The sequence below is a fragment of the Viridibacillus sp. d25.2 genome, assembly GCF_055456015.2.
Window position 1 is genome coordinate 3376681 of record NZ_CM196652.1, and the last position, 26765, is coordinate 3403445.

28 protein-coding genes, 1 pseudogene and 1 riboswitch are annotated in these 26765 nt (G+C 36.6%); of the genes and pseudogenes, 2 read left to right on the forward strand and 27 right to left on the reverse strand.

All coding sequences use genetic code 11. The annotated features are described in order from the left end of the window. Positions 1–71: 71 nt before the first annotated feature. The 14 genes from ACZLO7_RS16665 to ACZLO7_RS16730 form a co-directional block, all read right to left on the reverse strand. Complete coding sequence (locus ACZLO7_RS16665) at positions 72–878, reverse strand: DUF4362 domain-containing protein (protein WP_464937481.1); 807 nt, start codon at positions 876–878, stop codon at positions 72–74. Then, a complete protein-coding gene (locus ACZLO7_RS16670; RefSeq protein ID WP_464937480.1) occupies positions 875–1831 on the reverse strand; it encodes a hypothetical protein in 957 nt (318 codons plus the stop codon). Before ACZLO7_RS16670 ends, ACZLO7_RS16665 begins: the two co-directional genes overlap by 4 nt. Further along, entirely contained in the window at positions 1824–2339 is a 516-nt protein-coding gene (locus ACZLO7_RS16675; protein ID WP_464937479.1) for a sigma-70 family RNA polymerase sigma factor, read from the reverse strand. The genes ACZLO7_RS16670 and ACZLO7_RS16675 overlap by 8 nt, the downstream gene beginning before the upstream one ends. 129 nt (positions 2340–2468) lie before the next feature. Then, complete coding sequence (locus tag ACZLO7_RS16680; protein WP_464937477.1) at positions 2469–2888, reverse strand: hypothetical protein; 420 nt, start codon at positions 2886–2888, stop codon at positions 2469–2471. Between the two features lie 211 nt (positions 2889–3099). Next, a complete protein-coding gene (locus tag ACZLO7_RS16685; protein WP_464937476.1) occupies positions 3100–3681 on the reverse strand; it encodes an ECF transporter S component in 582 nt (193 codons plus the stop codon). Positions 3682–3841: 160 nt separating this feature from the next. Then, positions 3842–3979, reverse strand: a riboswitch (FMN riboswitch). 90 nt (positions 3980–4069) lie between these two features. Further along, positions 4070–5851 (reverse strand): ATP-binding protein, encoded by a 1782-nt coding sequence (locus ACZLO7_RS16690; protein WP_464937475.1) that lies wholly within the window; start codon positions 5849–5851, stop codon positions 4070–4072. Then, positions 5844–6560 (reverse strand): response regulator transcription factor, encoded by a 717-nt coding sequence (locus ACZLO7_RS16695; protein ID WP_464937474.1) that lies wholly within the window; start codon positions 6558–6560, stop codon positions 5844–5846. Before ACZLO7_RS16695 ends, ACZLO7_RS16690 begins: the two co-directional genes overlap by 8 nt. 119 nt (positions 6561–6679) lie before the next feature. After that, positions 6680–7870, reverse strand: coding sequence for a c-type cytochrome biogenesis protein CcsB (gene ccsB, locus ACZLO7_RS16700; protein WP_464937473.1), 1191 nt, complete (start codon positions 7868–7870; stop codon positions 6680–6682). Next, entirely contained in the window at positions 7867–9558 is a 1692-nt protein-coding gene (gene resB, locus ACZLO7_RS16705; RefSeq protein WP_464937472.1) for a cytochrome c biogenesis protein ResB, read from the reverse strand. Before resB ends, ccsB begins: the two co-directional genes overlap by 4 nt. Before the next feature lie 14 nt (positions 9559–9572). Further along, positions 9573–10103, reverse strand: coding sequence for a thiol-disulfide oxidoreductase ResA (resA, locus tag ACZLO7_RS16710; protein ID WP_464937471.1), 531 nt, complete (start codon positions 10101–10103; stop codon positions 9573–9575). 253 nt (positions 10104–10356) lie between these two features. Further along, positions 10357–11088 carry a pseudouridine synthase gene (locus ACZLO7_RS16715; RefSeq protein WP_038190931.1) on the reverse strand — a complete coding sequence of 244 codons (732 nt, stop codon included), beginning with the start codon at positions 11086–11088 and terminating at the stop codon, positions 10357–10359. Between the two features lie 197 nt (positions 11089–11285). Further along, the gene (locus ACZLO7_RS16720; RefSeq protein ID WP_464937470.1) at positions 11286–12287 is read right to left on the reverse strand and encodes a D-alanyl-D-alanine carboxypeptidase family protein; all 1002 of its coding nucleotides are present in this window, start codon (positions 12285–12287) and stop codon (positions 11286–11288) included. 17 nt (positions 12288–12304) lie between these two features. Then, positions 12305–12904, reverse strand: coding sequence for an SMC-Scp complex subunit ScpB (gene scpB, locus ACZLO7_RS16725; RefSeq protein WP_464937469.1), 600 nt, complete (start codon positions 12902–12904; stop codon positions 12305–12307). Next, positions 12870–13655 carry a segregation/condensation protein A gene (locus ACZLO7_RS16730; RefSeq protein WP_464937468.1) on the reverse strand — a complete coding sequence of 262 codons (786 nt, stop codon included), beginning with the start codon at positions 13653–13655 and terminating at the stop codon, positions 12870–12872. The genes scpB and ACZLO7_RS16730 overlap by 35 nt, the downstream gene beginning before the upstream one ends. 56 nt (positions 13656–13711) lie before the next feature. On the opposite strand from ACZLO7_RS16730, the gene ACZLO7_RS16735 reads away from it, so the two are divergent. Then, the gene (locus ACZLO7_RS16735) at positions 13712–14212 is read left to right on the forward strand and encodes a DUF309 domain-containing protein (protein WP_464937467.1); all 501 of its coding nucleotides are present in this window, start codon (positions 13712–13714) and stop codon (positions 14210–14212) included. On the opposite strand, the gene ACZLO7_RS16740 is transcribed toward ACZLO7_RS16735, so the two are convergent. The 12 genes from ACZLO7_RS16740 to ACZLO7_RS16795 form a co-directional block, all read right to left on the reverse strand. Beyond that, complete coding sequence (locus tag ACZLO7_RS16740; RefSeq protein ID WP_464937466.1) at positions 14209–14580, reverse strand: GNAT family N-acetyltransferase; 372 nt, start codon at positions 14578–14580, stop codon at positions 14209–14211. The genes ACZLO7_RS16735 and ACZLO7_RS16740 overlap by 4 nt on opposite strands. A gap of 185 nt (positions 14581–14765) precedes the next feature. Then, positions 14766–16091 (reverse strand): diaminopimelate decarboxylase, encoded by a 1326-nt coding sequence (gene lysA, locus ACZLO7_RS16745; protein ID WP_464937465.1) that lies wholly within the window; start codon positions 16089–16091, stop codon positions 14766–14768. Between the two features lie 100 nt (positions 16092–16191). Beyond that, positions 16192–17652, reverse strand: coding sequence for a spore germination protein (locus ACZLO7_RS16750; protein ID WP_464937464.1), 1461 nt, complete (start codon positions 17650–17652; stop codon positions 16192–16194). Then, complete coding sequence (relB, locus tag ACZLO7_RS16755) at positions 17649–18437, reverse strand: type II toxin-antitoxin system RelB family anti-toxin (protein WP_464937526.1); 789 nt, start codon at positions 18435–18437, stop codon at positions 17649–17651. Before relB ends, ACZLO7_RS16750 begins: the two co-directional genes overlap by 4 nt. 4 nt (positions 18438–18441) lie before the next feature. Then, on the reverse strand, positions 18442–18888 hold the full coding sequence (spoIIAB, locus tag ACZLO7_RS16760) for an anti-sigma F factor (protein ID WP_427748645.1): 447 nt from the start codon (positions 18886–18888) through the stop codon (positions 18442–18444). Further along, positions 18881–19234: an STAS domain-containing protein gene (locus tag ACZLO7_RS16765; RefSeq protein ID WP_464937463.1), complete on the reverse strand. Its 354-nt coding sequence runs from the start codon at positions 19232–19234 to the stop codon at positions 18881–18883. Before ACZLO7_RS16765 ends, spoIIAB begins: the two co-directional genes overlap by 8 nt. A 388-nt stretch (positions 19235–19622) precedes the next feature. Continuing rightward, on the reverse strand, positions 19623–20927 hold the full coding sequence (locus ACZLO7_RS16770) for a pyrimidine-nucleoside phosphorylase (RefSeq protein WP_464937462.1): 1305 nt from the start codon (positions 20925–20927) through the stop codon (positions 19623–19625). Between the two features lie 16 nt (positions 20928–20943). Further along, complete coding sequence (gene deoB / locus ACZLO7_RS16775; RefSeq protein ID WP_464937461.1) at positions 20944–22128, reverse strand: phosphopentomutase; 1185 nt, start codon at positions 22126–22128, stop codon at positions 20944–20946. Between the two features lie 83 nt (positions 22129–22211). Further along, positions 22212–23117, reverse strand: coding sequence for a site-specific tyrosine recombinase XerD (gene xerD, locus ACZLO7_RS16780; protein WP_464937460.1), 906 nt, complete (start codon positions 23115–23117; stop codon positions 22212–22214). A 75-nt stretch (positions 23118–23192) separates the two neighbouring features. Next, complete coding sequence (fur, locus tag ACZLO7_RS16785; RefSeq protein WP_427748655.1) at positions 23193–23660, reverse strand: ferric iron uptake transcriptional regulator; 468 nt, start codon at positions 23658–23660, stop codon at positions 23193–23195. A gap of 94 nt (positions 23661–23754) precedes the next feature. Continuing rightward, a complete protein-coding gene (locus tag ACZLO7_RS16790; RefSeq protein ID WP_464937459.1) occupies positions 23755–24273 on the reverse strand; it encodes a hypothetical protein in 519 nt (172 codons plus the stop codon). A gap of 62 nt (positions 24274–24335) precedes the next feature. Beyond that, entirely contained in the window at positions 24336–24875 is a 540-nt protein-coding gene (locus ACZLO7_RS16795; RefSeq protein WP_464937458.1) for an NUDIX domain-containing protein, read from the reverse strand. Positions 24876–24944: 69 nt separating this feature from the next. Between ACZLO7_RS16795 and ACZLO7_RS16800 the strand changes: the two genes are divergently transcribed. Then, on the forward strand, positions 24945–25841 hold the full coding sequence (locus ACZLO7_RS16800) for an aldo/keto reductase (RefSeq protein WP_464937457.1): 897 nt from the start codon (positions 24945–24947) through the stop codon (positions 25839–25841). 120 nt (positions 25842–25961) lie between these two features. Here ACZLO7_RS16800 and ACZLO7_RS16805 read toward each other — a convergent pair. Beyond that, positions 25962–26381, reverse strand: a pseudogene (locus tag ACZLO7_RS16805) (HXXEE domain-containing protein); the annotation flags it as partial. Positions 26382–26765: the final 384 nt, after the last annotated feature.

The following is a 26765-nucleotide window of genomic DNA, read 5'->3' on the forward strand; positions in this document are numbered from 1 at the left end:
CTACCTGTTCTATGATTTTATTTATGAGCAACAAAATATCATTATTCCTTATAAATAATTCGATTATCATATTACTCCACTTCTATTACAAAAGCATAGGATACATCTCCGTAAGCATGTGATGATGATTTTCCCCATTCTGCTTCGTAAGAGTAGTAGTAGATACCTTTTTCTTTTGGTGTGATTAAGCCTTCATCTTGCATTGTAACAGCTGTTTGTTGATCATGTTTAAGTTCATATAGATTTACTGTATTGGGTAAATTATCACTTTGAATACTGAACATAATTTGCGTATTTGCCGGTACTTTAATGGGTTTTTTATCCGCTAATGTTTCTAATGGTCCTGCATGATCTACGCATGTGTTTTTTTCCATTTTCGACCAGCAGTAAGCTCCCCGGAAAGTTGTATACCTTTTTCCAGCTACTTCAAGCAAAATAGCTGGAGGTTCTTCATCTGTTTGTTCAGTAACATTCCCCAAATAATAATCAAAAAACTCTCCTTCTTTTGAGCCCTCTTTTGAGCAATTGTTTAATTGATAAATATCTTTTGACACTTCTTCAAGCTTTTCACAATGATATGTGATTATCTCTTTACTACCGAAAGTATCCTTTGTACTATCTCTTTTCACAATCAGTTTTTCCCCATCAAAGTTGATTGTTTCAGTTACCGGGTCACCCTCGATCGTGAAGTTATTTATAGTTAATATAGCAGTCTCTTTCTCTTCTACTTTTTTTACAAATCTCTTCAAATTCTTATGCTGTTGCTTAATTAACTGTTCCTGTGATAACTTTGTTGGTAGCTTTTTAACATCTTTATCTGGTAGATTACATCCTGCTAGGAAAAATATACTTATCAAAAACAAGCCGAATCTCCTCATTCCATCAACCTCCAAACTTTCTCAAAAGTTTGCATATCTTGTACTTTAAAATCAACATTAATTGGACCATAATTGATATGTCCCTCTTTGTCTAACATTATTTTAACGACAGTGCCATCATTCAATGTAACATCTATAAAACGAGTAGTTTCTGTCACGCCTGAACTGTCTCGTACTAAAGGAATTGCAGTTTTAAAATTAGAAACTAGTTCTTCTACTATTTCGATGTCCTTTAAATCTTGTTTATTCCCAGTACTGTTATTCCAGTCATCATACGTTTGATACTGCACTTTCTTTATATTCCCCTCTATCTTTAATAAGTCGAATATATCCCTTCCTGAAGAAATCGTTCTATCATTCAAATTTTCATAAATCTCAGTATCTAAAGCACCACCACTCTTGTTGTATGTCATAATACGAAATGATTCATCATAGCCTTTCACAGTGTAGACGTCACATTTCCCTATAGACGAAGCAAATTCACTAGCATAGTCGTCTTGTTTGCTCCATTCATCGATTGACCCCTTAGTACTGCCTAGTTTCTCTCCTCGCAATGCATTCGGGCTGTCACCGCTGAATTTTGTCGATGTTTGTGTATAGATTTTTCCTTTATAAACGATTAAGCCAATCATATCTGCATTCTGACTATTATTAGGTAATTTAATTGCTGGAATGGTTATGCTACTTTGATCGGATGAGATTCTCTGTTCAATATGTGATGAATCTTCAATCGAATCCACTACTACCGCATTACTCTTCTCAGTTGTATTGTTATATATAGCATAGCTACAAACACTAACTGCAATCAAAGCTGGGATAGCTAGCCAACTTAATTGGCTTTTATTATTTTTTCTTTTTTCCCACTTAGCACGGTTTACACCGTTTACTGCACGTTCATGCAGTTCATTTGGAATCTCTATATTTTCTAGTTCTCTTTTTAACCGATTAGACATAAGAACCTCCTTCTTGTAGTTGTTGTCGCAGTTTTTGTAAACTGCGATAAAGAATCGTTTTTGCCGTCCCCAGTGGTATTTCTAGAAGATTCGCTACTTCCTTAATTGTAAGGTCTTCATAAAACCTTAGGAGAATGACACTTTTTTCATCAGGTGATAAATAATCTATACATTGCTGTAAGTCAAATACTTCCGGTAAATGCTCCGCAAAATTTTCGTGCATTATTTCATCTTCATGAAAGTCATTCCTCTTTTTTCTTTTCCGTAAAATATCGAGCGAGCAGTTAATCGCAATTTTCAATAACCATGTTTTAAAGTAAGTTGGGTTTTTCAATGTTTGAATTGCTTTAAATGATTTGTAGGCAGTTTCTTGCACAACCTCTAGTGCATCTTCCTTATTTCCTACATATGTATATCCCATACGGTAAATTTCAATTTCATATGTTTGAAATAGCTGCAAAAAGGCCATGTCATCGCCCTTTCGCGCCTTCTCTATTAAGCGATACATTTATACACCTCCTGTCTCTTTAGTTATTAGATGGACGGCAATCTATTTTAGCTTTCTTTTTTATACTTTATTTTTTTCAAAACGAAAAAGCAATGAGGTTCAGTACCTCATTGCTTTTTAATAGTAAATTTATACATTCTGTTCTTCATAAGAATATGGTGTCATTCGAGAAGCGATTTTACGTAACGTTAAATCCACGAAAAAGAATACACTTCCTAAAATGAATCCTGCTGTAGCGCATGTTATTGTTTGAAGTGACCAAACTCCACCTTGTGAGTAATAGGCAAAAGCGACTGGAATCACAATCCCTGTCCCGAACGCCATATGCAATAATAACGAGTAACCTCTGACATTCATTTTACGCTCGGCTATTCGATCCGCTATATATGAAACCAACAAACCGTATGTAAAAATCAAAGGAACAACATATACGGTCAATGAAAGAGCATTTTGAAGAAATTGTTCTTCTGCTTGCATGAATAACAAGGGTAATGTAAAGAAAGCAATAATCGATGTAAAAAATGCACTTAATAGTTTTCTTTCCGCCATTTACATACATCCTTTCTTATATCGAAGTTTGTAACGAAATATCGAATAAAATATATAACATTGTAAAACCCCAGATTATATATCCTTGTTTTTGTATCATTATCTTGCTTAATGTACTGAATTTTCTGCTTTATTAACAGTATTATACAATCAATTACCTTTTTATTCAATCATAAAAACCGATATCTTTTTACAGACATCGGTTGAAGGTTTAATTTAAATAATGCATTTGTTGTTTTTCAATCCATTTACTCAAGCTATTGAACAGTAGCATGAAGATGATCATGACGATGAATCCTTTTATAATATTAAAAGGTAATATTCCTAATACAATCATTTTCGTTAATGCGGCTCCAGTTGTAGGAGGCATATTTAAAAAGTAGGTATACATTGGTAGGAATAGCACATAGTTTAGTAAACTCATACCTACAGCCATTGATAATGTTCCAATTACAAACCCAGAAGTTAATCCTGCTGCACTTGAAAGTCGTTTATAGACAAAATACACAGGTAAGATAAATAGAACTCCTGTTGTAAAGTTTGCGATATGGCCAACTGGCATACCTGTTGGACTTCCTGAGAAAATCCAATCTAGTACGTTTTTAAATAATTCAACTAATATACCTGCTAAAGGTCCCATTGTAATAGCTGCCATTAGAGCAGGTACATCGCTAAAATCCACTTCCAAAAAGTTCGGAAACGGCGGTAGTGGGAAGTTAAATAGCATTAATACGAAAGAAATACTACTTAACATCCCAATTGCAATCATCTTTTGCAATTTCAAGTTCTTCATAATACTTTTCTCTCCTTTTGTAGATCCACTTCAAAAAGAGGAAAGGTATAGTCGTAGCTATGCAAAAAAATACCCTTAAGTACAAAGTGTACTTAAGGGAGAATTTAGGCATAGTCAAATAAGCGTCTAATTGATACTCAAATTGAAAAGACGACCGTACCTTCACCTTCTCCCATCCAGACTATACTGTCGGCTTTGGAATCTAACCAAATCCTGCCTTGCGGCTCGCGGGCTCAAGAGTATTGCTTAGTTCTCTAATACCGCCGATCGGGAATTTCACCCTGCCCCGAAGATGAACCATAATTTAATTGTAATACACTATAACTATATGCAAAAAAACACGAATTGTAAAGTCTTCTAACTTACAATTCGCGTTTTTAGATTTAATTTACATTTTTTCAATTGGTAAATAGAATGTAAAAGTCGTGCCTTTATCTACTTCACTTTCTACTGTGATTCTACCCTTATGAGCTTCAACAATATTTTTGGCAATAGCAAGTCCTAAACCGGTACCACCCTTGCCACGTGTTCTAGCTTTATCTGCTTTATAGAAACGTTCAAATACATACTGCAAATCATCGGCTGGAATCCCAGCACCGTTATCTTTTACTTGAATACGGGCAAAGGATAGCTGACGGTCAACAATAACTTCTACGTTTCCTCCCACTAGTGTATGACGAATGGCATTATCAATTAAGTTTGTTAATACTTGCTCTATACGATCTTCGTCCATTTCTAGATAAAGTGTATCTTCAATTGTTGAATTAAATGTCAGATTCACTTGCTTTTCTTTTGCTACTTGAACAAACTTTTGTGTAATTCTTTCAATAACAGGTGTTATAGGAACAGAATCTTTATATAATCGCATATGTCCTGATTCCATACGAGCTAAGTCTAGCAGATCAGTTACTAGACGTCCCATTCGCTGCGATTCATCGTAGATGATTTTAATCATCTCTTTCCGCTCTTCTTCACTTGATACGACATCATCCATAATTGCTTCACTATAGCCTTGTAGCATGGCTATTGGCGTCCGCAATTCATGCGAGACATTTGCTATAAAGTCTGAACGTAATTTATCTAAACGATGCTCTTCCGTTTTATCTCGTAACACAGCTACTGCACCACGTACAGAGTTGCCACTGTATAATGGACTAATTGAAATCGCATAGTATGATCGCTCAATTTCAAGTTCTACTTCTAGCTCTTCTTCCAAATCTAAAACATGATCAAGCATATGATAAATTTCAGGAGGAATCGGTTTCTCGCTATTGGCACTCTTATTAATAAACCATTTTTGTAATAACAGCTCTGCAGGTGGATTACTTACTAATATGGTACGATCTCGATTAAACGTAATTACAGCGTCTGTCATCGATGTCAAAATACTTGATAGCTGTTCTTTCTCTTGGTTAATCACTTCTAAGTGGTGTTTGAGTTGTTTACCCATTTGATTGAAAGCAGTCGCTAATTGGCCTATTTCATCATTTTGTAAAACAGGTACTTTTGTTTCGAAATTTCCTTTTGCTAATTCAAATGCTGCTTCTCTCATTTTACGAAGTGGTGATGTAATTCGGGTTGATAAGAAAAACGCAAAGAATGTTGTTAACATCAAGGCAATTGCAGCCGCTAAAAAGACAATTTTAGTCGTTTCCTTTGTCGTCCTATGTATAGCGTCTGGGCTCTGATAGATAAATATTGCCCCATGTATTTTGTTTTCAACATTTAGCGGGAAAGCCAAAACAATGTAAGACTCCATGTGCTCTTTTTGTGTTGTCGAAGGTAGCATCATCTCTTTTACAACAGGTGCATTCGATGTAAATACGTTATCAAATGCTTTTTCATTAAGAATTTGTTGTTTAATTCCCTCCTGATTAAGCCCCGCTTGTAATGCAAAGGAAACCTTACCTGGTTTCTCAGCAATCAATGCATTTGTTTCATCACTAAGAACATCTGAAATAATAGCCTTTGTAGAATCTGTTGTTTCACGGTCATTGATGATCCGAGCAATTGTAGATGCTTCTTGACGTAATGAAGATTCTGTTTGTTTAGTATGATAGTTTGATAAAAATTCGAGCATTAGCACTGTGAAAACAAACAATACAAATGAAACGAGAAGCAATATGGTTACCCATAGCTTCCCGACAACACTGTTCCACATTCTATTCATTGACTACCTCAAATTTATAGCCTACGCCCCATACTGTTACAATCATTTTCGCCGCATTTTCTGAAACGCGATTTAGTTTTTCACGTAATCGTTTGACATGTGTATCAACTGTACGTAAATCACCAAAGAAATCGTAATGCCATACTTCTTTTAGCAATTGCTCTCTATCGAATACTTTATCTGGTGATTTTGCTAAAAAGTATAATAATTCGTATTCCTTCGGTGTTAAATTAACTTCCACTCCATCTGCAGAGACACGGTGTGCGTCATGATCGATTGTTAAATGTGGAAATACAACTAAGTCTTTCGATGCAGAAGTTGTTGATATTGGTGAGAAAGCCGCTGAACGACGTAAAATAGCTTTTACGCGTAAAACCACTTCACGAGGGCTAAATGGTTTTACAATATAATCATCCGCCCCCAGTTCAAAGCCTGATACACGGTTTGCTTCTTCGCCTTTCGCCGTTAAAAGAATAATTGGCGTTGTTTTTTTATCACGGATTTCTTCGCATACTTGTAGTCCGTCTTTTTCAGGCATCATTATATCAAGAAGAATACAATGATAGTCATTTGCTAATGCTTTTTCAACTGCTTCTTCTCCATCTTCAGCTTCTTCTACTTCGTATCCTTCACGTTCTAAATACATTCTTAATAAACGTCGGATACGATCCTCATCATCTACTACTAATATTGAAATTTGCTCATTCACAACTATTCCTCCCAAAACCATCTATATGTCTATTGTACAATTAGGCTATCAAAATGAAAAGAAAAGCCTTTCCCTATAAAGGAAAAGGCTTTAGCTTTGCTACAATCCTAAGCCGATTACTAACCAGCGTATGAGTGAAGACCTGCAATGATTAAGTTAACAGCAACTAGGTTGAACATAATGATAACAAAACCAATTACCGCTAACCAAGCTGACTTCTCACCTTGCCATCCTTTTGAAAGGCGCAAGTGTAAGAATGCCGCATAGAATAACCATGTGATAAGTGCCCAAACCTCTTTAGGATCCCAGCCCCAGAAACGAGACCATGCCTCTTGTGCCCAAATCATCGCGAAGATTAGAGCGCCGAGTGTAAATACTGGGAAACCAATCAATACAGAACGATAACCAATTTCATCCATCAGTTGTGAATTTGCACGTTTTGCGAATGGCTGTATGATAACTGCAATTGGTTTACGAATGATTAAACGAATTAGACCGTATAAAAGTGAACCAATTAAGATTGACCAAACAACTGTAGTCAATTTTTTCGCATTGACGATCGCTGGTACGTTAGCAATTGGCTCCATTTTATCTGAAGTCAATAATTCTGATTGATGCATTCCGAACAATGCTGGTGTATTATACGTAATTTCCTTAGGTGCACCATTTTTATCTACGTAGCTAAATTTTGATTCATAGCCTGTTACATTAAATGTTGTTGTAACCGCTACGAATCCTAATACAAGCACTAAGGCATACATAACAACTTCTATCCAGAAACTCTGTTTAGACCTTTTTGTAAGGTCGATATTTTTTAGTAAGTAAATTAAACCTGCAACAGCACTAATTGCTAGAATAGATTCTCCAATAGCTGCTGTAATTACGTGAATGTATAACCAGTAACTTTTTAGCGCTGGGATCAATGGGTTTACTTCACGAGGGAACATACTAGCATAAGCAATGATAATAATTGCAATTGGTAAAGCAAAGAGTCCAAGTGCCGGCACTCTATAAATAAAGTAAATTAAGATAAATGCTCCTACAACGAACATTCCGAATGCTGTCGTAAATTCAAACATATTACTAACGGGAGCATGTCCAGCATACATCCATCTAGTAATGAAATAACCTAGGTTTGCAATAAATCCAACAAGCGTAATAATAATTGCTAATGTACCCCATTTTTTACCTGCATCAGCGGATTCATCTTTTGAACCACCTTTAACTGCACCACCAAAAAGTAATGTAGCTACTAAGTATGCGACGAATGCCACAAATAGTAAATTTCCGCTTAAATCAATTAAACTCATAAGGTGTTGTCACCTTCCTTTTCTCTGTCTTTCAATTTCTTTTCGGCATCCTCTGCTCTTTGATCCTCATCATGTTGATCTATATATGCCGGAAGATGCGCATATTCTGTAACTGCATCCAAGTCTTTTTTCATACTGAACCAGTTTTTGTTTGTATGTGATGCCATTAATAAACGACCATCTTTTGTTTTTAATAGCCATAAACGGCGGTGACTCCAATAAGAACCAATTGATACACCTAACATAAAGATTATGCCACCTAACATTAAAATCATAAGTGTCTTATCTTTACGAACTGTTAAACCTGATACATTACGTGTATCAACTGAACTAAATTTCATTGCATATTTAGTTTCACCCAATGGTTCATATGTTTGTTTAATAGCTACAAAGCTAGTTTCGCCTTTTGGTGTTTCAGGTGTGTACATATCAAAAATGAATGCTGGATTATTTGGTAAAGGTGAAGCCGTTTGTGGTTCACCGTCTTCAAAGCCTGAAAAGTCTGGGAAGTACCTTTTCAGAACAACTTTACTATCTTTTCCAACTTTATATTCTTTTTCAGGGTTAGTTAAATCAATTGCAATAGCACCAAGTGATTTCTCTGTCTTTTTATCCGTTAAATTGAAATGCATCGTTTTTAACTCATTCAGACGGAAATCCATTTGATAAAGTGCATAACCATCATATTTTAACGGCTTATTTACAATAATCGGCATTTCTTTTACTAGAGTTAAATTAGATGTGTCACCAGGAACTGCGTCGTCTGGTGCTTTAAATAGCTTAACATCTGTCTGATAGTTTTTCGCAACTGCGTTAACCGCTTTTTTAGATTCGTTAAATTCTTCTTTTTGTTCGTCTTTTGAATATGTTTCAAAAGTGAATTTTTTACTTTCTAAATAAAAGCCTTCCATTCCTGGAATAGCCATTGTTTCACCTTCGCGGATCCAAAGTGTTTTATCAATGTAAAAACCCGGCATTAGGCGGAGCATAACACCAAATAGGAAGATGATTAAACCGACATGGTTAATATATGGACCCCATCTAGCAAAACGCCCTTTTTCAGCTAATAATGCGCCATCTTCACGACGAACATTGTATTTCATTTCTTTCATTTTCTCTTCTGTAAGATCGAATGCTTTATCAACTTCTACCGTTGACATTTCTCCCGAAGCAAAAATACGTTGACGTTTCAAAAAGTTTTCATGACGTTTTACTCGTTGATTTTTTAGAGACTTGTATAATGGAATACCTCGGTCTAGACTGGCAACAATAATTGAAATACCTAGCATGCCAATTAATGTTTGGAACCACCATGAGCTATAAATATCAGCTAATCCCAATTTATAGTAAATTGATCCGAATGTACCGTAAGCGGCCTTATATGCTTCAGCAGCGTCCTCAAATTCTGTAAGCGATACATAAATAACTTGAGGTAAAAATGTACCAATACCTGCTGCAACTAACGTAATAATAATAATTGCAACTCCAACTTTTACACTTGAAAAGAAGTTCCAAATTTTATCAATAATCGTTTTGTTATACGTTTTCGATCGAATTGCGGTTCCTTCATAACGCATATCAGCTAAGTTTCTATTCTTTTCCTCTACAGTAAGGGGATTACCACATTTTTCGCATAGAGTTGTGCCTTCTGGGTTCTCGTGACCGCATTCACAAATAATTTTTTTCATCCTTGAACTCCTTACTATGGCTGGATATCTGAAAAGAATTCAGCTAACATTTTTCTCGTCATTTCACCTTCAAAAACTCGAACAACTTTTCCTTTCGGGTCAATAAAGACAGATGCAGGTAATCTATTCACATTGTAAGCTCTTGTCACACTTTTTGTTTTATCAATTACAACCGGAAACTCTAAATTGAAATCAGAAATGAAATTTTCCACTTCAAAAACTGTTTGAGCTTGGTTGATGGATATCACTTCAATCCCCTGTTCTTTAAACACCTTATATTGGTCATTGATTGCTGGCATTTCTTTTTTACAAGGTTCACACCAAGTACCCCAGAAATTCAACATGACGCCTTTACCTTTATAGTCAGATAAGCGATGAGTTTGGCCATCAAGATCGACTAGAGAAAAATCCGGTGCCTCTGCTCCAACTTTCAATAACGGAATCTCATCCTTTGTAATTGTTGTATATATCGTATATCCTATTGCTGCAACAAGTATTGCTAAAATTAGTGTTCGTACATAAAATCTTTTTTTCTTTTTATCCATACTCAAATCAGACCTCCTAAAAAACATCCAAAACAATCTACCTAATTATAGCAAAGTTTTGAATGACGGAATTTTATATATTTGAAGTGTTTGTGAACGTTTCCATTCCGTACATAGTGTTTTTTGTTTCACCTATAACAGGCTATCTTGTGTTGTTTTCTGCTATGTAAAATTGGTTAAGACGTTTAGAAAGTGCTTTCTAAACGTCTTGTACCTATTTTGGAATGTTAACGATTATTAATATACATATGCTTTAACCTATTTTACCTGTCTCAGCTAATACTCTTAATTGTTTTACTTCATGATGTGTCAATTCTCTTGACTCACCCGCATTTAATCCATGCAAAGTTAAAAAGGCAAATTGTTCACGTTTTAATTTTTGTACAGGGTAACCCACTGCTTCAAACATACGTCGAACTTGACGATTACGACCTTCATGAATTGTGATTGCCACAATTGCCTTGCCTGATTTGCTATCTGAAGACATTAATCTCACGCGCGCTGGAGCAGTCTTGCCATCTTCTAGCATAACGCCACGCTCTAATTGTCTCAATGCTTCTCTTGTAGGGATTCCTTTTACACGAGCTACATATGTTTTATCAATTTTAAATTTTGGATGTGTAAGTTGGTAAGAAAATTCACCGTCATTTGTTAATAACAGTAAGCCTGAAGTTTCATAATCCAAACGACCAACAGGGAAAATGCGTTGTTCAACTTCGGGGAATAAATCTGTTACTGTTTTACGACCTTTATCGTCAGTTACAGCTGAAATAATACCTCTTGGTTTATATAGAAGATGATATACTTTACGTTCCTTCTCTAATTTAACTCCTTCTACTTCTACTGAATCAGAAGGAGAAACTTTTGTACCAAGCTCTCTAACTACCTGTCCATTGACTTTTACTAAGCCTTGCTTAATCATTTCTTCTGCTTTTCTACGTGATGCAATCCCTGCATACGCTATTACTTTTTGTAGTCTTTCCATTCGTTCACCTCATAAGTTAAATACTATTAGCCTGTCCAAAATTATGGCACACTTTCTACTAGAAGAAAAGTATTAGTACCTTAAATAAGTCCTTAACTAATATGTTTTTATACAGTTCATCCGCTTTCTATATCACTTTTTTTTACTAATACCGAAAAAGGCTGCTAATATAAGCAGCCTTTTCTCTACTTAACTATTCATTTCCACTTTACATCAACGATTGCATCCTTTACTGGTTGTTCATCTATATAAAATGACCATCTACCTATCGAGTCTTTTATTTTGGACCTAGGCAACTGTAAGACATGTTTCACTTTTTTCACTTCTTTTTTCGTTAGAAGCAAGTGCTGTGACTCTGTTAATTTGATATCAACATCTGATTGTACCGAATACGTACCGGCTTTAGCGATTACTTCGTTAGTATAGTGTTTAAACACGTAATCAGCAAAATTACTATGCACAACCCAATCATTGCCTTCATTGATCGTTACTACAATTACCTTTTTGCCGTCTTTTTCAAAATAAGTTGCAAGCGTTCGACCAGCCACTTTCGTATAGCCCGTTTTACCAGCTAACGCAAATTTGTTATTACGAACGAGTTTATGTTTGTTTTCCCATAGTATGCCGTTCTCAGTAGTACCTTTAAAGTATTTTGTAGAGGCAATCTTCTTAAACTTCTCATTTTGCATAGCAATTCGTAACATTTGAGCAGTATCATACGCAGAAGCTAAATGTTTTTCATTATGCAGACCGGACGGATTTTCAAAATGCGTATTTTCCAAGCCATAAAAGAGTGCGGTATCATTCATCATTTTAGAAAAACCTTCTAGAGAACCACCTGCAGCTTCTGCAATTGCTGCGGCTGCATCATTACCTGAACGTAACAAGAGTCCATAGAGCAATGTTTCTAACGTCGTCTCTTCTCCTGCAGTTAAGTAAATAGAAGACCCTTCGCTAGTTGCAGCTCGTTGAGATACTGTAACAGGTGTTTTTAAATCCATATTCTCTATCGCGACAAGCGCAGTCCACATTTTCGTCAAACTAGCAATTGGCAATGGAACATTCTCATTAGATCCCGCTAGTAATCTCCCTGTCTCTGCATCGATGACAGCATAGGAACTTGATGAAGCGGAACTAGGCGTCGTAGTAATTAGTAGTAAAACTAACATTAATAATCCGATTATATATCGGCGAAGCAATCGCCCACACCTTTCTTCTATTTTGAATCTGAATCTTGGAAAGCTTCTTGGAACTTAGACATGAATAAATCTGGATTTTCATCGGTTGAATCAGTTTCACCCGAAGGTAAATCTGGTAATTCGTTTAAGTCTTTCAAGCCAAAGTAGTTTAAAAACTCTTTTGTAGTACCATATAAAATTGCTCGGCCAGTTCCTTCAGCTCGACCTACTTCCTGTACTAAACCTTTTGAACTTAAAGTATGTAGCGGTCGTTCACTTTTTACACCACGTAAATCTTCAATTTCTACTCTAGTAATGGGTTGTTTGTAAGCCACAATGGCCAGTACTTCTAGTGAGGCTTGTGATAGTGATTGACTTGGCGGGTTTTCAACAAGTCGCTGAATCGTATCTGCAAGGGCAGGTTTTGAAGTAAGCTGATAAGTACCAGCCAATTCCTTCAGTGTAATGCCACGCCCTTCCTCTGTGTTGTAATGATGAGCTAATTGTTCTAATGCTTTTGCAACTTCCTCTTCTTGCTCTTCTGTTAAGAAGCTTAGTTGTCTGACAGTTAAACCGTCTTCACCAATTACGAAAAGTAAGCTTTCAATTTTGCTCATCAATTGATTCAAGTTGTTCATCGTTCAAATCTTCCTTCCGTAAAATCACCATTAAATCTTCAAAGTTATTATTCTGCTCTACAGCAATTACTTGACGTTTCATCAACTCTAGTAATGATAAAAATGTAATGACCAAAGTCGATCTATCTTCATACGGAAATAGATTATAAAAGCTTGAGCGTCCTCCTGCCAATTTAAGCACCCCCATCACAGCTTTCATTTGATCTTTTATGGAAACATCGTGCCTAGTGATTTTAGTTGTTAAGGGCGCCTTTAGATGTTTTCGTCTAAGCATTTTCTGAAAAGCACCAACCATATCGAACACATTCACAGACGTTTCAAATAACGCTAATTGTTCTGCTGGTGCAAATGCTGAAAGATCCGCTGGTGGCCTTGTAAAATATTGCGCACGAGAAGATTCTAAATCTTTTAAATTCACTGCAGCATCTTTAAATTTTCTATATTCAATTAAGCGGGCAACGAGCTCGTCACGTGGATCGGGCTCATCCATGTCGAATTCCGTTTCATCTAACTCCCCTTCATGGATTGGTAATAGCATCTTACTCTTGATCGCAAGTAAAGATGCTGCCATAACTAAATATTCACTTGCTTCATTCAATTCAAGTACTTGCATTGCACGAATATGCTCCATATACTGAGCCGTAAGCTCGGCCATTGGAATATCATATATATCAATTTCCAAGCGATGAATTAAATGCAATAATAGATCTAGAGGTCCTTCAAAGGCCTCGAGTTTAACTTCATATGACATAGTCAACCACCTGACAGTTTATGTTCAAAATTCAGTATAGAGGAATGGTGTTCGAAATGCATCCGATGTACCACCCATTATTTGTCCAGTTTCTAACATATTTCAATGGTAATCAAGATTACTTTGAGTGTCATGAAGTGTTAGAGGAGTATTGGAAAGAAATAGCTCCTAGAGATAAAACACACCCCTTAACGGGCTGGATTCAACTAGCGACTGGCCTATACCATTGGCGCCGAGAAAATTTTAGTGGTGCCAAAACAATCTTAAAAAAAGCATATATTACTTTAGAGCAGTCCGTCAATTCTTCATTTATGGAAGAAATGGACGGTATAGCAATTTTACAACTTATACAACAAGCACGAGATGCAGTAGAAAAAAAAGAGCCTTTCCAAAAATTTATTCTACCTATTACCTCGGAGACTTTAGAGAAGCAAGTTCTCACATCAATTGCCCTATTGAAAAAAACAGATGCTCATTTCCTACAACATAAGCATATGCTTCGTGACCGCTCGGATATTCTCCTAGCGAGAGACGAAAAAAGAAGAAGCAGACATTAAATTTCTTTGTCCGCTTCTTCTAGCATCGCTTTACATTTCTGTATGAACGGTGCAGTTTGATCACAAGCCGCAATCACACAATCCATATCCATTTTAGAAAGCTGTTTAACCATCTCTTTACCGAGTCCCTCACCTCTATGTGAAGGGTCAACCGATATATGTCTAACAATCCATTCGCCATCAGCAATTTCTACGCCAACTAAACCAATAAAGTCGTCCTCTTGTTTCCATAAAAACAGTTGCCAGTTTGGATCTGTATCATATTGTCGAATCGTTTCTTGTAGTAATTTCAGATCTTTTTGATCTGGCATAAATGACAAGAGCCCCATCGCAATTTTTTCGCATGCTTTCTTATAACGATATAACATTTATATGATCCCTCTTTTTGCCTTTAAGTATCTTTCAACATCCTACACGAAAAGCAAAAATTACGCAAATAGATTCGTCATTATTTACCTAGACTAGGTGGAGCAAAATAAAGCCAATAAATAACGCCCCATGCAGTTGTTAATATTAGGAATAACAGAAGTAATAGTATATTACTTTTCTTCACTTAACGATTTACCTCCTTCCCAATCGTTAGAGGAAGGTCAAGCTTCACAAGATCTTCATAACTTTCGCGCTTCACAACTAATTGATACGCGCCTTTTTCCGCAAAGACGACAGCCGGTCTTGGTATACGATTATAGTTACTCGCCATTGAATAACCGTACGCTCCTGTACAGAACACAGCCAAAATGTCCCCTGATTCTGCTTTTGGCAACGCAATATCCTCAATTAGTTTATCACCAGACTCGCATAACTTACCAGCAATTGTATAAGTGTTAACTAATTTGTCATTCATTTTATTGGCAATGACTGCTTCGTATTTGGCGTCATAAAGAGCTGGGCGTATATTATCTGACATTCCACCATCAACCGCAAGATAATTTCTCGTATTAGGAACTTCCTTTTGAGAACCGACTGTATAAAGTGTAGTACCAGCGTCTCCAACTAAAGAACGACCTGGTTCAATCCAAATTTCAGGCATCGGCATTGAAAAAGCAGCCATCTCTTGTTGTACTGCTTGTATCATATCATCTATATAAACTGCAGGTTGCAATGGTGTGTCCTCTTCTGTATAACGAATTCCGAATCCTCCACCTAGATTTAATACTTGGCTTATGAAGCCGAATTCTTTATGCCATTCACCCATTTTATCGCTAATTTTTTTTGCTGCTAAGCTAAAAGCGGCTGTATCGAAGATTTGTGATCCAATATGACAATGCATCCCTTGTAATTCTAAATATGCGTGATTTTGCAATAGTGCAAATGCACGATCTGCTTGTCCATTATTCAAATCAAAACCAAATTTAGAGTCTGCTTGACCTGTTGTAATAAAGTCATGCGTATGTGCCTCTACTCCTGGGGTTACACGGATTAGAACATGCATTTTTTGTTGACGTGCTACAGATAATTGTTTTAGGGCATCAATTTCATCAAAATTATCAATTACAATGCAACCAATTTTCGAATCGAATGCAAGATTTAGTTCATCCAAGCTTTTATTATTACCATGGAAATGGATACGTTCACTTGGGAAACCTGCTTTTAAAGCAGTATAAAGCTCGCCACCTGAAACAACATCGACTGATAGTCCTTCTTCAGCCGCTAATTGATAAATCGCTACGCTTGAAAACGCCTTACTAGCATAAGCAACTTGAGCTTGAACATCTGCATTTTTAAAAGTATTAATAAAACCTTGCGCGCGCTCACGGAAAAGCGCTGTATCGTATACGAATAAAGGTGTACCGTATTTTTTTGTTAAGTCAATTGCGTCTACTTGTCCAATTGATAAATGACCATTTTCAGTTACGTTTTGCGTTCCATATAAATGCATTCAAATCTCTCCCTTTACCCGCATCACTTAAAAGAATTAACGGAATTTTCTATAACTAATTGAACTTTATCATAGAAAGAGAAAAGTATGCAATGGCATATCATGAACGTTTTCGCTGTTTTGCACCTACAATATACGGTCTTAAAGCATCGCTCGTCATAGGGAATCGTATGAATATACGTAAAAATGCTTGTGGGAAGAACGGAACAACTGGCCACATATAAGGTACTTTCATTGGTCTTAACGAGCAAACATATAAGAAAAGTCCTAATATACCTAGGAAGAATCCATTAACTCCGAGCCATGCGGTGATGAGTAGTAACACTATCCTAAATACTTTTATAGTGATACTCAATTCATACGAAGGAATTGCAAATGTGAAAATAGCGGTAATAGCAGAATATAGCACAACTTCCGGCGAAAATAGTCCAACATCAATTGCAATTTGCCCGATAACGACAGCTGCGATTAATCCCATCGCAGTTGATAGGGGGGTTGGGGTATGAATGGAGGCAAGCCGCAAATATTCTATCCCTGCATCTGCTAGTAATATTTGGAGTAGTATCGGTATGGCGGATTTCTTATCTATTCCAATGAAATCTAAAAATGTTGGAATTAATTCATGATGCTTAATTAACAGATACCAAAAAGGTAATAATAATAGGCTTAAAAAAGTACCAGAGAACCTTAAGAATCGAACAGCTGTCCCAATAAAAGGAGCTTGGCGATATTCCTCTGCATGTTGTAAATGATGAAAAAAGGTCACTGGTACTAAAATAACAGAAGGTGACGTATCAACTATAATTGCGATATGACCTTCCAATAAATGAGCGGCAGTGATATCAGGTCGCTCGGTATAACGTACAAATGGTAATGGATGGAAACCTTGTTTAAATAACCATTCCTCTAGGGATTTATCCGCCATAGTTAAACCATCGTGTTGAATTTTCTTTATACGCTGACGAATATAATCTAGATGTTTTTCATTCGCAATGCCTTTCATAAAAACGATTGCTGTATCGGTTTTCCCTTTATCAGAAATTTGATGCAGTTCAAAACGTAATGTTGCATCACGAATACGTCTTCTTATAAGGCCTGAGTTCTGCACAATATTTTCTGTAAAACCATCACGTGATCCCCTAATAACTTTTTCATTATCAGGTTCTTCAGGTTGTCTTCCAGGATAAGCCCTTAAATCTGCTATAAAAGCATAGCCAGATGGTGTGATAAACGCCACCTGGCCCCCTAATATCGCAGTTAATAGCTGTTGCTGATTCGCCATCGGTTCCCATGCAAAGTATGGAAAACAGAACTGAAAGAATTCTGGCTCTGTTTCAGGTGTATACCCTTCTATCTCTTGAGTCGGTTGGATATTCACAAGAATTTCTGTGAAGTTGGCACTATCGATGAGCCCATTAATATAAATAGAGAACACCGGCATTTTGTATAAATGCAGATGCTTCATCCCTATATCAAAGCTCTCACTTTCACCAAATTTTGAAATCATAAACTTTTCTGCTTCTTCTATACTTGCGAAAATAGGTTTCTGTTCTTCAGTCATTTTTTTGCCGCCTTTTCTAATCCTTTCAATTGGCCTGGTGCTAGCCAAACTTTCAATTGTGATAAAATACGTTTTTCTAGTCGCGATACTTGTACTTGTGAGATGCCAAGTCTCTCAGCAATTTCACTTTGAGTACAATCTAAGTAATAGCGTAAATAAATTACAGATTGTTCCCTTTTACCAAGTCGCGTTAAAATATCTCGAAGTGGTATATGCTCAAAAGGCCTTTCAGAGGTAGCATCTCTCATCTGGTCCATTAATGTAATTGGATCGCCATCACTTTCAAATAACTGTTCATGTAATGATGCTGGGTCCCTTAAAGCATCTGAAGCCATTGCTATTTCATCAGTTGTAACTTCCAACAAATCAGCCAATTCCTTCATGGTAGGGGGTCTTTCATTGATTTTAAGAAAATCATCTGAGGCATGGCGAATTTTATAGTTAAGCTCTCTAATAGAACGGCTTACTTTAACCATACCGTCATCCCGTAAAAACCGCTGGATTTCACCAATTATCATAGGTACTGCGTATGTTGAAAATTTCACTTGATATGACAGATCAAATTTATCGATTGACTTCATCAAGCCAATACAACCTATTTGAAAAAGATCCTCTAAATCTGCCCCGCGTGATGCAAAACGCTGTACGATTGACCAGACAAGGCGAGTATTACCCTCTACCATCTCTTTTCTAGCGCTAGCATCGCCAGCTTGAGACTGTAATATAAGCTCTCGCATTTTCTCCTGTGTTAGCAATGTGGAAGAGGCTTGTGGTTTAGATGTCATCTTCTCACCTAGTAGCAAACGGTGTACCTACTGGTTGAAATTGCTTCTTGAAGGTGACCGTTGTCCCTTTCCCGCGCTCGGATTTAACAGATAACTGATCCGTGAAGCTTTCCATAATTGTAAAGCCCATGCCAGAGCGATCCATTTGCTGCTTTGTCGTATATAAAGGTTCCATTGCTTGCTCTACGTCTTCAATTCCGCATCCTTTATCAGAAATCGTCACAGTCACTTCGCGGTCAACACGAGTCGCATATACAGTTACAACGCCTGTACGATTTTCCTCATAGCCATGAATAATTGCATTTGTAACTGCTTCTGAAATGACAGTTTTCACCTCAGACAATTCCTCAATCGTCGGATCTAGCACTGTCATGAAACTTGTCATCGCCATACGCGCTAGTGCTTCATTTTCACTGACCGCTAAAAACGATAAAGTCATTTCATTATCCATTCAAAATCCCCCCTAAAGTTCGAATTACTTGATCTTCTGTACCTTGCCAAATATATTTGGACAACCCTGAAAACTGGAAAATTTTCTGCATTGTAGCAGAAGGATTTAAGATGACGGTTTGTCCGTTGATTGGCGCCAAATCACGCATTCTTCCTAAAATCAAACCAATACCAGCGCTATCCATAAACTGTAAGTCACCTAAGTTCCAAACAATTGCGTGAACGCTACCTTGGTAAATTGCTTGTGAAATTTCTTCTCGAATACGATTTGCAGCGTGATGGTCTAAATCACCTTGTAAACGAATAACGGCAATGCCATCCACTGTCAATTGAATTAATTGTTGCATAGTCATACCTCCTTTTCACAAGCATATTCCACATTTGTTTTGCGTTATCCTCTCTCATGACAATTTAAGAAGAAACCTTCTAAAATTAGAACTAAATCGACAGTAAATGGATGTCATCTATATCCGTAAGTATTGGATATTCGAGGTATTTTTAATCAACTAAAAATAGCTATTCGAAAAAAAGTAATTTAGTATGGGAGAAGAATGGCAGAAATCAAATAATAGTCTCTTTATTCGAGAAAATACTCTATTTACTCATCCCTTCTGCTTATCTTTCATTAAATAGAATTTTTGTTGTCTCTACAAAGTTACCTATTGCATATTTTTTATCATATAAACCACAAAAAAAGCTGTTACTCATAAAAATGAGTAACAGCTTTTTAATAAATTATTTTGTAATGATAGCCTCAATTAATTTCGGTGCTTGAGGTGCTTCTTTAGCAATTTTTATATGTGTATAGATCTTATCAATCACTGTTGAGACGTCTTCTCTGTTAGCATAAATTGTTACGAGAGAGTCACCTTGCTTTACTTTATCGCCGACTTTTTTGCGTAGCATTAAGCCAACAGCTAAGTCTATAGTTGATTCTTTCGTAGCACGACCCGCACCTAATAGCATAGCCGCAGTTCCAACCTCATCAGCTTCAATGAATGATACAAAACCATCTTCTTTTGCAGGTACTTCAAAAGTATATTTAGCTTGAGGTAACAATGAAGTGTCATCTACAACTGCTGGGTTACCACCTTGTCCTTTAATAAACTGCTTGAAGATTTCTAAAGCGCTACCATTTTCGATAACTTCTAATAACTGTCCACGAGCTTCTTCGATTGTTTTCGCATGTCCACCTAGAACGACCATTTGACTGCCAAGCGTTAAGCAAAGCTCTGTTAAATCTTCAGGACCTTCTCCTCGTAATGTCTCTATTGCTTCTTTTACTTCTAATGCATTACCAATCGCAAAGCCAAGCGGTTGACTCATATCAGAAATAATAGCCATTGTGTTACGACCGACATTATTACCAATTTGGACCATAGCGTGTGCTAAATTCTTAGCATCTTCTACAGTCTTCATGAAGGCACCTTCACCCGTTTTCACATCAAGTACAATAGCTTCTGCACCAGCAGCAATTTTTTTGCTCATAATTGAGCTCGCGATTAATGGAATACTACTTACTGTCCCAGTCACGTCTCTAAGCGCATATAATTTTTTGTCGGCAGGTGTTAAGTTTCCTGTTTGACCTATAACTGCTAATTTAATGTCATTTACTTGCTCAATAAATTGTTCTGTCGTCAATTCAACATGGAATCCTTCAATTGCCTCTAATTTATCGATAGTGCCTCCTGTATGACCTAAACCGCGTCCACTCATCTTCGCAACAGGAACGCCTACAGCCGCTACTAGAGGACCTAATACTAATGTCGTTGTATCACCTACACCGCCTGTGGAGTGCTTATCCACTTTAATACCTTCGATTTTAGAAAGGTCAATTTGATCTCCCGACTCAACCATTGCCATTGTCAAATCTGCACGTTCACGATCATTCATATCCTGAAAATAAATTGCCATTAATAAGCTACTTGCTTGATAGTCTGGAATAGAACCATTTGTATAACCTTCAATGAAAAAACGAATTTCTTCAGTAGTTAATTCTCCACCATTACGTTTTTTTTCAATAATATCAACAATTCTCATATTATTTCTCCCTCACTTACTTTATATTTGATAAAAAACTTGTGCCGAACTCTGGTAATTTTACATTAAAGTTTTCTGCGACAGTGGCACCTATATCCGCAAATGTAAGTCTTAATGGTAATTCATGACCTTCTTTAAAGCGTGGTGAATAAGCAATTAATGGTACATATTCACGAGTATGGTCACTACCTGGGAAAGTTGGATCGTTTCCGTGGTCTGCAGTTATTATTAATAAATCTTCTTCCGTTAGCGCTTCCAAAACTTCTGGTAAACGACGGTCAAATTCTTCTAAAGCTTCACCATAGCCAATTGGATCGCGGCGGTGACCATAGGTTGCGTCAAAATCCACTAAATTTAAGAAAGATAAACCATGGAAATCCTTACGAACCACTTGTGATACCTTATCCATACCATCTGTATTATCTTTTGTACGTATTGCTTCTGTTACACCTTCATTATTAAAAATATCAGAGATTTTACCTAGAGCGATGACATCAAAATTAGCATCTTTTAATTCATTCATAACCGTACGGCCAAATGGTTTTAACGCATAATCATGACGATTCGATGTACGTTCAAAGTTACCTGGAGTTCCAATGAAAGGACGAGCAATTACACGACCTACTAAAAATTCAGGTTGCAAAGTCAATTCACGGGCGATTTCACAAATTTTATACAACTCATCTAATGGAACAATTTCTTCATGTGCTGCGATTTGTAAAACTGGATCAGCAGATGTATAAACGATAATTGCGCCTGTTTTCATATGCTCTTCACCGTAATCATCAATCACTTGCGTACCACTCGCTGGCATATTACAAAGTACTTTGCGTCCAATACGTTCTTCTAATTGTCCTATTAATGTTTGTGGGAAGCCTTCAGGATACACTTTGAATGGTTTATCAATATTCAAACCCATAATTTCCCAATGACCTGTCATTGTATCTTTACCCACTGATGCTTCCTGCATTTTACCGAAATAAGCTACAGGTTTTTCTACAGGAGTAATCCCAGGTAACTCACGGATATTCGATAAACCTAATTTTCCCATATTAGGCATAGTTAAGCCATTCATTTTTTCAGCTATATGACCTAATGTATCTGCACCTACATCACCGAATTTTTCGGCATCAGGTGCTTCTCCAATACCTACTGAGTCTAGCACTATTAAGTGAATGCGTTTAAATGGTTTTATGTTCATTTGTGTTCCTCCTCTATCTTTACACTCATTTTACCAAACTATACGAAAAAATGAATGTCAGACCTCTGACATTTGGATTTTTTTTATGCACGTGGATGAAACTGCTTATAAACTTCTGATAATCGTGTCTTACTAATATGAGTATAAATTTGTGTCGTTGAGATATCAGCATGTCCGAGCAGCTCTTGAACCGCGCGTAAATCAGCACCATTTTCAATTAAATGCGTCGCAAAAGAATGGCGTAAAATATGTGGTGTAATCTCTTTATCTATACCCGCTTTCTCTGCATAATCCTTCATTAATTTCCAACAAAATTGTCGTGTTAAGCGATCTCCCCTTTGGCTGATAAAAAAGGCCTCTGATTTATGTAACTTATCTTCTAGTATTGGTCTACCGTTTTCTAAATATGCCTTGCATGCTTCTATAGCTGTCCGTCCAAGCGGAATAATACGTTCTTTACCACCTTTACCAAAAACCCTTACGAAGCCCATCGTAATATGAACATCTTCTAAATTCAGTGCAATACATTCACTAATTCGCATACCACTTGCATATAACAATTCAAGCATCGTTTGATCGCGAATTCCTTGTGGCTTCGCAAGATTTGGCATAGCAATTAAGTTATCAATTTCTGCAATCGATAAAATTTTCGGTAATTTCTTCTCTAGCTTCGGCATTTCTAAATGTACTGTCGGATCTCCACTAGCTCTTTTTTCTCTTAACAAAAATTGGTGAAATGAGCGGATTGATGATATATGCCTTGAAATAGTACGAGCAGATTTACCCGATGTTTTTAGCGTCTGTAAATGATGAAGTATATTTAATCTGTCTATTTCATCAAAATTTTCTACACCTTGGCTTACGAAAATATTCTTAGTATATGCAATAATATCTCTTTTATATGATTGTAATGTGTTGTCAGAAAGCTGGCGTTCAACACGTAAAAAGTGTAAATAATCTTGAGTAGCATCTAATATATCTTGGTTCATTTTGGTAACCTCCTTAAAAATAGGTAAATAAAAAAGGACAGCACCTCCGCCATCCTTTGTTTGTAAGCTATAAACTTATGATTGATTACTATTGTTTTCTGATTCTTTATCATGACAACGCCAGCAAATACCGTGAAATGTTAACCTGTGGTCTTTAACAATAAAATTCCATCTTTTTTCAACGACTGCTTCTACATCTTCAAGTAAATCCTCTTGAATTTCATCAACAGCACCACATTCGATACACACGAGGTGATGATGGAAGTGAGCAGCTCCTTCTTGACGTAAATCATAACGAGATACGCCATCACCGAAATTAATTTTATCGACAATCTTAAGCTCGGTTAAAAGCTCTAATGTTCGATACACAGTTGCAAGTCCAATTTCTGGTGCTTTTTCTTTAACAAGTAAATAGACATCCTCAGCACTAAGGTGATCTTCCTCATTCTCTAAAAGCACTCTTACCGTCGCTTCACGCTGCGGCGTCAGTTTGTAGCTCGCACCATGTAATTGTTTTTTTATTCGATCAATACGGCTTTCCATACGACGCCCCCCTAAACTTCTTACATTATACCAAAAAGTCAATTCTCATTACAAGATTGAATTAATTGTAATTATAATAATTATAATTTGAGAATTATTTTAATTTATAAATAAAGTGAATTGCAAGTAATTCGCCCGCAAAAATTACTAGAGTGACGATGAGTACTACTATTACACGCGGTAAAATCGGTAACTTCTTCCTGACAGCATAAACTGGTTCAGGTACAAGTACTATACAAAACACCAATAATACTATACTGTAAAGCAATTGAAAAGGAAACCACCATGCAGCATATGACCAAAATGCATTTTGTGTGTCTATTAAATAACCAGCGCTATATCCAAAAAACGCCGATTTTAATACAACAACAACCCTTGTCACATGTCTTAAATAATTATGAGATGCAAGCAACGAAACAATAGCAAATGGAATGACAACTGGCATTAAAGATCGCCAAATAGATGGCTTCCCTTGTAGAAGTACTCTACTATCCATTTTACGAATGAGCCATTCTGCTTGTTCAACAGTAGAAAGTTGCAACAGTAAAATTCCTCCGATAAAGCCAATTGCAATAACTAAGAAAAAGTAAATAATTTGAAATGATCGGTTCATATAGGTCACCTTCCTTTACTTCGTACAACCTATGCTCGTCCCGACCCATTTCATAACTTCTTTTATAAGATATTTTTCATCCACATAATTGCAAACACTGTTTTAGCATCATAGATTCTTTCTTCACGAATCATTTGTTCAGCTTCTTCTAACGTAACTTCTAATAATTCGACAAATTCATCCTCATCTAGCCCAGCTGGATTCTCAATTCTATATAAATCTCTCGCCGCATATATATGAATAACTTCATCTGCAAAGCCCGGAGATGTGGCAAAAGATTGAACAAACGTGAAATTTTTCGAGCCATAGCCTGTTTCTTCTTCTAACTCGCGGATAGCTGTATATTCTGGCTTTTCGCCTTTTTCTAATTTACCCGCTGGAATTTCGATAATACTACGCTCTAAAGGTTTGCGATATTGCTCCACAAGAACAATTTTACCTTCGTTTGTAATTGGAATAATAGCTACTGCTCCTGGATGATTCACTAATTCTCTAGTTGATATGTTACCGTTTGGTAATGTGACTTCATCTACTTTTACTGAAATAACGCGGCCTTCAAAAATCTTTTTAGATTTAATCGTTTTTTCTTCAAATTTTTTCATGATAGCAATCCTCTCCGTTGTGCTTTTGTTATTAAACATTGTACCATTATCATATGAGGAGTGATATTTTTGAAGAGTAGAAAGTTAGGTAATAGCGAATTAATTGTTTCAGAAATTGGCCTTGGTTGTATGTCTCTGCCAACTGACGAACAGACTGCGAAATGGATGGTAGATGCGGCTGTGGATCAAGGTATTACCTATTTCGATACAGCGGACTTATATGATAAGGGCATTAACGAAGAACTTGTTGGCAAAGCGCTTAGCAGTAAACGACAAGATATAATATTGGCCACTAAAGTGGGAAATGTTTGGAATAAGGACGGAAAAAGTTGGCACTGGGACCCTTCAAAGAAAAGTATCGAACGACAAGTAAAAGAAAGCTTACGTCGCTTACAAACAGATTATATTGACTTATACCAACTACATGGTGGAACAATTGAGGACCCGTGGGATGAAATAATTGATGCATTTGATAACTTAAAAAATGAAGGGGTCATTCGATCATACGGTATTTCATCAATCCGACCAAATGTAATTAGGGGATTCTTACCAAATAGTGATGCAGTTTCTGTCATGATGCAATATAGCTTATTAGACCGCAGACCAGAAGAATGGTTTGAAGTATTAGAAGAAAATAATGCATCCATTGTAACCCGAGGTTCTTTAGCAAAAGGGTTATTGACAAATGATTGGTTAAAACGTTTAGCAAAAACGGATGGCTACCAAACTTATAGCCAAGACGATCTTCAAGCTACTCTTGAAGAATTGGCAAACAATACAACAGATGTACATGCAGCAGCACTTGCTTATGTATTACAGTCACCTATCGTAGCCTCTGCAGTAATTGGCGCAAGTTCAAAAGAACAATTAGAAGATACAATTAAAGCTTATAATAAGGCGCAATCTATTGATGGTAAAGAGCTAGGTAAACTAACAAAAGTAGATACGTATAGTGCACATCGTTAAATTTGAAAGAAGGATCTCACATTGCAGATCCTTCTTCTAAATAAATCCAAGCAATTAAATTGCATCTTAAATTTTTTATTTGTCTTTTATAAAATAGCTTTTAACCATCCCCTTAAAACCTCATCCAATGAATTTTGCAATTAATAGAGCCGTCAAAGCAAAAGGCGTCTGTAATATAAAACCCAATACTAAGTAGCCCCCTATTTGCTTGGGAGTGATTAAATTTTCTAGCCTTAATCTTCTAATACTAAACAGACAAAATGGTATTAAGATAACCATAGCCGTAATGACACCAGGTACATATCTTTGAAAGATTATACTTTGCACTACATGCCCTATTCCGTTTGCAAGAAACACGCCAGCGACTAACAATGTAAAGAACTTTATCGGTTGTATTCCTACAAATCGCTTATTGGTAGCCGCCATCACACAGCCAATCAATATAATAACCCATAATAAAATAAATGCGATCACGAACTCTTCAGTAGAAACCGAAAATGGTAATTTCGCAGTAAAATCTGCAACCGTTAATATTTCCTCAAAATCATGAAATCAATTATGCCTCGGCATAATTGCGTCCAGAATCGGCTTTGTGCTTGTACAAAGAACTCCTTTCCGATTCCGTGACATCCGCCGGAGGCTTTAACTTCTTTCGGCGGGTGTTTGGACACCCGCTGAAAAGTAGCTTAAATCCGCATTCATCTCACCACCTATAGAGGTGGGAGACTTCTGCTGAAAGAAGTTAAAAAAACAATAGGAAAAATCCATATGAGCTTCCTAATTTTCGAAACTTCCATATTTCACCCCTGTTATTTATAAGTCATTCATAAGTCCCTATATAAAAAATGAATTCAGAATTCGTATAGTAATCATTACACAAAATTTCACTACGGTTTAATACAAAATAAAAAGCAGCCCTGAAAA

Coding starts and splice junctions, on each gene's coding strand:
- ACZLO7_RS16690 (WP_464937475.1), bottom strand. CDS start 5,851: ATGAATAGAATGTGGAACAGTGTTGTCGGGAAGCTATGGGTAACCATA.
- ACZLO7_RS16770 (WP_464937462.1), bottom strand. CDS start 20,927: ATGAGAATTGTTGATATTATTGAAAAAAAACGTAATGGTGGAGAATTA.
- spoIIAB (WP_427748645.1), bottom strand. CDS start 18,888: ATGGATAATGAAATGACTTTATCGTTTTTAGCGGTCAGTGAAAATGAA.
- ACZLO7_RS16680 (WP_464937477.1), bottom strand. CDS start 2,888: ATGGCGGAAAGAAAACTATTAAGTGCATTTTTTACATCGATTATTGCT.
- lysA (WP_464937465.1), bottom strand. CDS start 16,091: ATGCATTTATATGGAACGCAAAACGTAACTGAAAATGGTCATTTATCA.
- scpB (WP_464937469.1), bottom strand. CDS start 12,904: ATGAACAACTTGAATCAATTGATGAGCAAAATTGAAAGCTTACTTTTC.
- ACZLO7_RS16670 (WP_464937480.1), bottom strand. CDS start 1,831: ATGTCTAATCGGTTAAAAAGAGAACTAGAAAATATAGAGATTCCAAAT.
- deoB (WP_464937461.1), bottom strand. CDS start 22,128: ATGAACATAAAACCATTTAAACGCATTCACTTAATAGTGCTAGACTCA.
- ACZLO7_RS16740 (WP_464937466.1), bottom strand. CDS start 14,580: ATGTTATATCGTTATAAGAAAGCATGCGAAAAAATTGCGATGGGGCTC.
- ACZLO7_RS16715 (WP_038190931.1), bottom strand. CDS start 11,088: ATGGAAAGACTACAAAAAGTAATAGCGTATGCAGGGATTGCATCACGT.
- ACZLO7_RS16790 (WP_464937459.1), bottom strand. CDS start 24,273: ATGAACCGATCATTTCAAATTATTTACTTTTTCTTAGTTATTGCAATT.
- ACZLO7_RS16665 (WP_464937481.1), bottom strand. CDS start 878: ATGAGGAGATTCGGCTTGTTTTTGATAAGTATATTTTTCCTAGCAGGA.
- ACZLO7_RS16750 (WP_464937464.1), bottom strand. CDS start 17,652: ATGACTGAAGAACAGAAACCTATTTTCGCAAGTATAGAAGAAGCAGAA.
- relB (WP_464937526.1), bottom strand. CDS start 18,437: ATGACATCTAAACCACAAGCCTCTTCCACATTGCTAACACAGGAGAAA.
- ACZLO7_RS16675 (WP_464937479.1), bottom strand. CDS start 2,339: ATGTATCGCTTAATAGAGAAGGCGCGAAAGGGCGATGACATGGCCTTT.
- fur (WP_427748655.1), bottom strand. CDS start 23,660: ATGGAAAGCCGTATTGATCGAATAAAAAAACAATTACATGGTGCGAGC.
- resA (WP_464937471.1), bottom strand. CDS start 10,103: ATGGATAAAAAGAAAAAAAGATTTTATGTACGAACACTAATTTTAGCA.
- ACZLO7_RS16685 (WP_464937476.1), bottom strand. CDS start 3,681: ATGAAGAACTTGAAATTGCAAAAGATGATTGCAATTGGGATGTTAAGT.
- ACZLO7_RS16735 (WP_464937467.1), top strand. CDS start 13,712: ATGCATCCGATGTACCACCCATTATTTGTCCAGTTTCTAACATATTTC.
- ACZLO7_RS16795 (WP_464937458.1), bottom strand. CDS start 24,875: ATGAAAAAATTTGAAGAAAAAACGATTAAATCTAAAAAGATTTTTGAA.
- ccsB (WP_464937473.1), bottom strand. CDS start 7,870: ATGAGTTTAATTGATTTAAGCGGAAATTTACTATTTGTGGCATTCGTC.
- resB (WP_464937472.1), bottom strand. CDS start 9,558: ATGAAAAAAATTATTTGTGAATGCGGTCACGAGAACCCAGAAGGCACA.
- ACZLO7_RS16765 (WP_464937463.1), bottom strand. CDS start 19,234: ATGCAACAATTAATTCAATTGACAGTGGATGGCATTGCCGTTATTCGT.
- xerD (WP_464937460.1), bottom strand. CDS start 23,117: ATGAACCAAGATATATTAGATGCTACTCAAGATTATTTACACTTTTTA.
- ACZLO7_RS16730 (WP_464937468.1), bottom strand. CDS start 13,655: ATGTCATATGAAGTTAAACTCGAGGCCTTTGAAGGACCTCTAGATCTA.